5 protein-coding genes are annotated in these 6,057 nt (G+C 38.6%); 1 reads left to right on the forward strand and 4 read right to left on the reverse strand.

Going from position 1 to position 6,057, the window contains the following annotated elements; genetic code table 11:
* Window positions 1-165: 165 nt before the first annotated feature.
* The 4 genes from EA365_05150 to EA365_05165 form a co-directional block, all read right to left on the reverse strand.
* Window positions 166-435: a photosystem I reaction center subunit XII gene (locus tag EA365_05150; protein TVQ46524.1), complete on the reverse strand. Its 270-nt coding sequence runs from the start codon at window positions 433-435 to the stop codon at window positions 166-168.
* A gap of 50 nt (window positions 436-485) precedes the next feature.
* Complete coding sequence (locus tag EA365_05155) at window positions 486-1,343, reverse strand: photosystem I reaction center subunit XII (protein ID TVQ46525.1); 858 nt, start codon at window positions 1,341-1,343, stop codon at window positions 486-488.
* Window positions 1,344-1,365: 22 nt separating this feature from the next.
* Window positions 1,366-2,184 carry a photosystem I reaction center subunit XII gene (locus EA365_05160; protein TVQ46526.1) on the reverse strand — a complete coding sequence of 273 codons (819 nt, stop codon included), beginning with the start codon at window positions 2,182-2,184 and terminating at the stop codon, window positions 1,366-1,368.
* A 172-nt stretch (window positions 2,185-2,356) separates the two neighbouring features.
* Window positions 2,357-2,989: a phosphoribosylanthranilate isomerase gene (locus tag EA365_05165; protein TVQ46527.1), complete on the reverse strand. Its 633-nt coding sequence runs from the start codon at window positions 2,987-2,989 to the stop codon at window positions 2,357-2,359.
* 8 nt (window positions 2,990-2,997) lie between these two features.
* On the opposite strand from EA365_05165, the gene EA365_05170 reads away from it, so the two are divergent.
* A partial coding sequence (locus EA365_05170; GenBank protein ID TVQ46528.1) for a DEAD/DEAH box helicase occupies window positions 2,998-6,057 on the forward strand: 3,060 nt, incomplete at its 3' end.

The raw sequence follows: 6,057 nt of genomic DNA on the forward strand, positions 1-6,057 counted from the left end.
CTAAGTTCGTAGAAAGTAGAAAGTAGCAAGGTTGAACGGTTGAACGGTTTTAGAGGTTATTCCAAATGCCCATTCTACATTCTTCATTCTTCATTCCCCTATTCCCTGAATTATAAACCACTCTACCTATTAAGTATAGAGTGGTCTTAAAATCAATTAGTTATCCTAATTTTCGGAATTTTCCGCGGGAGGATTATCGTTAATAGACTCTAGAGGATGAATATTAACAATTTTACCACCTAAACGGCTGATACGTAACATTTCCTCATTCATCCGATTATAGGGAACTTTGATTAATACGTTACCACTATTACGGATAGGATAGCTATTACGATCGCTTTGATCGGTTTGTCTTAATCCGCTTACCTCATAGACAAAAACACGATTGCTAGAAGGAGAAGTAGATTTACTAATGCTGAAAGAATTGTTAAGCATAGCTGAATAATTGAGGTTAAATTGAGCTAAAAAAACAAGGATGTTAAATCCTACGCCAAGCTTATACTAGCAACTTTGCCGCCCATTTTATTAATTTTTTGCAAAGTATTAGATAAATCGGAATAGGGAACTAATAAAGCACGATTAATGCGACGTACTTTAGGATATCTTGGTAAATTCAAACTAGCTACCTCAACGCGATAAACGCGATCGCCGTTATTAGCGTTACCAAATACTTGAGTAGGAGTCCCTTTACCCGCTTCTTGGTAAGCCCAACCATCGTTACTTCCAGAAGGTCCTGACACAGCAGAAGAGCTATTCATCGCTAATTCTTTCGCTAAACGAGAGGTTTTACCTGCGATTTGAGCGCGATCGCTATTAGCATAACCACGGTAAAGTTGGAACATACGTGTAAACCCTACGGTTTTCTGATTAGGCTGAGTTGCAAAACCGCGGTAATAGGGAACGATATTCTCACCGAAGTTCTCGTCATACTCAGCAGAATCTAGATAAGAATCGATATCAGCCTCAAACCCTTGATTTTGGTATAAATCTAGGTGATAAATTACCTCTGACTCATCATAGGGAGCGCGACCGAGAAGATGCTTGATATTTAACTCAATCACTCTGGTTTGGAAGTTGCCATAGAGAAATTTAGACTTATACAATTCTGATTTAGCTACAGCTCTGACAAAATCCTTAACAGTGATAGAACGATTGCAGAGTAGAGATTCTAAGCTAGTTAGACGCTCTGACTTCATGATATAGTCATTACCCAATACTTGACGGTAAACTGCGCGTATTGCGGTTTGAGCTTCTTCTCTAGTCCAATTAGGACGTAATTCTACGGAATTGCTTTCATCAAAAGCTGAAACACCTAAACGAGATGCTGCTGTTGTAACTGCCACTTATTTTTACTCCTTAATATTTTTAAGCATGAGTTAGGCTGAGAATTTTACAGCCACTCTGGTTTAATTTTTGCATAGTAGTGGATAGTCTCTCATAAGGAATGACATATTCCTTAACACTACTTCGTAATTGAGGACTACGTTTTCGTGCTCCTTGAGTAACACGAATTCGATATAAATCCCCACGCTCACCGTTGGTAGTTCCTCCTAACACTAATCCTACTTGAGCATTAGTCACGGGAGTAGCTACATTACGAGCTAAATCATAGGTTAAACGGGAGGTATTGCTATTGCTTTGAGCGCGATCGCTATTAGCATAACCCTGATAAAGCTGGAACATACGTGTAAACCCTACAGTTTTTTGTCCTCTTTGGGTAGCAAAACCACGGTAATAGGGGACAATATTCTCCCCGAAATTCTCAAGATACTCCTCTGAATCTAGGTAAGAATCGATATCAGCCTCAAATCCCTGACTACGATATATCTCCAGATGTTCAGTAATTTCGTTTTCATCATAGGGAGCGCGACCAAGAAGATGTTTAAAATTCAACTCAATCATGCGAGGATGATAAGTATTGTAAAAAAACTTTGACTTATACAACTCAGATTTAGCTACCATTCTCACAAACTCTCGTACCGAAATAGAGCGATTACACAAGAGTGATTCGGCACTTTTTAGTCTCTCAGAATTCATCAAATGCTCATTACCGAGTACTTGACGATAGACAGCTTGGATCGCTGTTTTTGCTTCTTCTTGACTCCAGTAAGGACGTAATTCTACTGGTTGTGCTTCAGCGAAAGCTGTTACCCCTAAACGAGATGCAGCTGTAGTAATTGCCATGATTAAATACTCTTTGATTTTCTAATTGGTTTTCAATAACTTTCTGTGAACTTATGTGTTATTGAATCAGAGTTTTTGTGCAATTTTCGTGCAATTTTCTGAGAAATCCTTAAAGATTTGTTGCGAAATGTTAAATAAGCTTAATTAAATATCAACAGTCAAAACTCTAATCCTACTTTAAACTCAGGATTTGCTTCCATAGACGAGCAACTTTCTCTAAATCCTTATCACCAGGCGATCGCTCTACCCCACTAGATAAATCGATACCATCGGGTTTTAACTGAGTTAAAGCTAAGACAATATTTTCCGGAGTTAACCCCCCCGCTAATAACCAAGGTTTAGGAGGACAAAAAGAGCTTAAATCTTGCCATACTAAGGTTTTCCCCGTACCTCCCTGTAAATGAGGATCATAAGCGTCTAACAACAAACTATCCACATAATCACTATAAGCAAGAATTTCTTCTAGAGAATCAGTATTTTTAACCCTGATAGCCTTAATTATTTCCTTACCTGGTAATAATTCCCTTAAACTAAGACAAAACTCTACTGATTCCTGACCATGTAATTGTACCCCTGTCAAACCAGTATTAATCACAATCTCCTGAATTACTTCTACAGATTCATTGACAAACACCCCAATAGTTTGTACATTTTCCGATAAACTCTGAATAATCAAATTAATCTCATTTGGGTTAAGATAACGAGGAGAAGCAGGAAAACAAATAAACCCTAGGGTATCAACCCCAAGGGAGGTAATCCCTTGAGCCTGTTTTAATTTAGTAATACCACATATTTTTACACGCATAGTTATTAATGCCTACTCTACATGGAAGTTGGCTGTTAGCCACAGAATCTTGTTCTTTTTTTCTTTGGGGTGAAACTTGGCGCTCTCAGGTAGTACCAACAGAAGATAATATCCCCCTACATCCCTACCTAGTACACCAAGAAACCCTTCAAGAATATTTAAATCATCTCAATACCAGCAATAACCTAGATTGGCAAAATCAAATTATTTCTTTACCGAGTAAATCTGAACAATTACCCCTATTATCCCAACAATTAACCACAACTAACCATAATCTTACTCTTCAACCTTGGTGTATTCAGGGATTTAACCTCACCATAACCGAGGCGCTCCCTTGGTTAGCCTCTATTCCCCTTACTTCCCTACCCCAAGAGCAGCAAGAATATGGCGATGACATCCGCTTCTGGTGTCATATTTATCGCTGGAGTCTGGATTTATTAGCGAGAGGAAAATTTATTCCACATCTAACCTTAGCTACAGAAACAACAGCCCAAACTCACTGGCGACTACTTCTAGATAATAGTCTAGATCAAGCTCGTTTAGTTAAGTTTACTCGCTTAATGCCTTTAGTATGTACTCAATATCAACCTAATCAGTCATACTCAGCTCAATATTTACTATTAAGCGTTTTAAGCGCGATAGTTGATCAACAGATTCGTAATTACCTTGATTCTCCCCCCCTTTCTGCTAAAGCATCTACCTTGCAAAAATGGTTACATACCCTCTCTCAACCCGTCAAAACTAAATTAACCGCACCTTCTCAAGAATTAAAACGTATCGAAACTTCCCTCAATAACTGGATTTTACCTCGACAAGAATACATCGTTATCAACCCCGACTATCAACTCGGAGAAAATCAGTTTCGTCTCTGTTTAGTCTTAACACCTCCTACAGATATTGAGTCGGATTGGCAATTACAATATAACCTTCAAGCTTTAGATGCGCCAGAATTACTCCTAGATGCGGCAACTATTTGGCAAAATCCCGTCTCTGAATTAGTATATCAAGGACGAACCATTACACAACCCCAAGAAACTTTACTCAAAGGGTTAGGATTAGCTTCTCGTCTCTATCCCCCCATTGCTAGTAGTTTAGAAGCAAAACAACCCCATAACTGTATCTTGTCGGATATAGAGGTTTACCAGTTTATCCGTGGTTTAGCTCAAGAATTACAAAATAATGGTTTAGGAGTCATTCTCCCTGATGGTTTAGCTTCAGATACTCATCAACGACGTTTAGGAGTAAAAATTAGCGCTACCTTGACAGAAAAATCTGGACAACGTCTTGGTTTAAAAAGCTTACTTGATTATCAATTAGCTATAACAGTGGGAGAGCAGGTTATCTCTGAAACAGAGTTTAAACAATTATTAGCTGCTCAATCTCCTCTAGTAAAAGTTAATGATCAATGGTTAGCATTACAACCCTCTGATGTACAAGCAGCTCAAGCTATCTTTCGTCAGTCTCAACAACCCCTAAATTTATCAGTAGAAGATGGAATACGATTGAGCACAGGAGTAGAAAAAGTATTAGCTAAATTACCAGTAGTGAAGTTTGAAGCTCAGGGTATTCTCCAAGAACTGCTCGACTATATCAATAATAATCAAGCCTTAACTATTATCCCCCAACCAGAAACTTTTCAAGGACAATTACGCTCCTATCAATTACGTGGGGTGAGTTGGTTAGCGTTTTTAGATCGTTGGGGTTTTGGCGCTTGTTTAGCTGATGACATGGGGTTGGGGAAAACTCCTCAATTGCTCGCTTTTTTATTACATTTACAATCTCAACAACATTTAGTTAAACCTAGTTTAGTTGTTTGTCCAACTTCTGTACTCAATAATTGGGAAAGGGAAGCTGATAAATTTGCTCCAACTCTTAAGGTTTTAGTGCATCACGGTGATAAACGTTATCAAGGTAAAGAGTTTAGTAAAAAGGTAGCTAAGTTTGATTTAGTTGTCACTAGCTATTCTCTGTTATATCGCGATTTAACTACTCTTCAAAGTGTAGAATGGCAAATTGTCGCTCTCGATGAAGCCCAAAATATTAAAAATCCTAGCGCTAAACAATCTCAAGCTGCGCGTCAGTTAAAGACAGATTTTCGTCTCGCTTTAACCGGAACTCCCGTGGAAAACCGCTTAGGGGAACTTTGGTCAATTATTGATTTTATTAATCCTGGTTGGTTGGGAAATCGTCAATTCTTCCAAAGTCGCTTTGCTATCCCTATTGAAAAACACGGTGATAATCAGTCTTTAATTGCTTTGCGATCGCTTATTTCTCCCTTTATTCTCCGTCGCTTGAAAACTGAACCAGAAATTAGTCAAGATTTACCTGAAAAACAAGAAATGAACGTTTTCTGTGGTTTGTCTGTTGAACAAGCTCAACTCTATCAGAAGCTCGTTGATGAGTCTTTAGAAACTATTGATGAACTTGACGGGATTCAACGTCGCGCCACTATTTTAACCTTGTTATTACATTTAAAACAAATCTGTAATCATCCTGCTCATTTTTTAAAAGCCAAAAGTTTAGATAGTAGTCAACGCTCTGGTAAACTCTTACGCTTAGAAGAGATGTTAGATGAGTTGATCGTTAGTGGCGATCGCGCTTTAATCTTTACTCAATTTTCCGAATGGGGTAAACTCTTACAAGCCTATTTAACTCACAAGTTTAAAACAGAAGTCTTATTTCTCTATGGTGCAACACGTCGTAATCAACGCCAAGAGATGATCGATCGCTTTCAAAATGACCCCAATGCACCCTCTATTTTTATTCTCTCTCTCAAAGCAGGAGGAACAGGATTAAATCTGACTCGCGCTAATCACGTTTTCCATATCGATCGCTGGTGGAATCCTGCAGTAGAAAATCAAGCTACCGATCGCGCTTTTCGTCTGGGACAAACTCGTAATGTGCAAGTACACAAGTTTATCTGTACGGGAACTCTTGAAGAGCGTATCCATGAGATGATTGAGAGTAAAAAACAGTTAGCCGAACAAACCATCACCAGTGGGGAAGACTGGTTAACAGAGTTAGATACTAATCAATTGCGGGATCTGCTTTTATTAGATCGTGACGGT

The organism is Gloeocapsa sp. DLM2.Bin57, assembly GCA_007693955.1.
Lineage (GTDB): Bacteria > Cyanobacteriota > Cyanobacteriia > Cyanobacteriales > Gloeocapsaceae > Gloeocapsa.

Bases quoted from the DNA above. Each gene is read 5' to 3' on its own strand.
- EA365_05150 (TVQ46524.1), bottom strand. From the start codon at position 435: ATGCTTAACAATTCTTTCAGCATTAGTAAATCTACTTCTCCTTCTAGC.
- EA365_05165 (TVQ46527.1), bottom strand. From the start codon at position 2,989: ATGCGTGTAAAAATATGTGGTATTACTAAATTAAAACAGGCTCAAGGG.
- EA365_05160 (TVQ46526.1), bottom strand. From the start codon at position 2,184: ATGGCAATTACTACAGCTGCATCTCGTTTAGGGGTAACAGCTTTCGCT.